Consider the following 642-nt stretch of genomic DNA (forward strand, 5'->3'; position numbering starts at 1 on the left):
TACACCGCTTTCACTTCCACCAAGACCCCGGTCGCCGCCCGGCTGATTGTGCGCCGCGTCAAAGACGCACGATTCCCGGATACGTTGTTTCCCGTCTGGCGGTATCACCCCTTTTTCACCAACACCACCCGGCTCACCGCCGACGCAGATGTCACACACCGCCGGCACGCGATTATCGAAACCGTGTTCGCTGATCTCATCGACGGGCCACTTGCACACATGCCATCGGGGAAGTTCGGGGCAAACTCCGCCTGGGTGTTGTGCGCGGCGATCGCCCACAATCTGCTTCGGGCAACCGGCGTTCTTGCCGGCGACCGGCATTCACATTCCCGCGGGGCCACGCTCCGACGCAAGATCGTCAACATCCCCGCTCGATTGACTCGACCGCAACGAAAACCGATCCTGCGACTGCCCACTCACTGGCCGTGGACCGCTGTGTGGCTTCGACTGTGGGCCAACACTATCGGGTACAGCCCGCCACCCATCACTTGAAATCTGACCGAATCGCCGACAGCGGCCCGACACTCGTCAATCGTGGAAAAGCTGGGTAGACCAGCGGTCACGCCCTGCCTGGAAACAGTTCTTGCTCGTGTCGTCGATTCGGATCAACTTTCACAAGCTCATCGGTGGATTCAGGCTAAA

The 642-nt window shown here is 60.4% G+C and carries 1 pseudogene; it reads left to right on the plus strand.

What is annotated here, in order from left to right:
• Positions 1 to 492 (plus strand): annotated as a pseudogene (locus AC1Q6C_RS33705) (IS1380 family transposase); the annotation flags it as partial.
• Positions 493 to 642 lie beyond the last annotated feature (150 nt).

This window comes from Rhodococcus sp. MT28, from assembly GCF_058792695.1.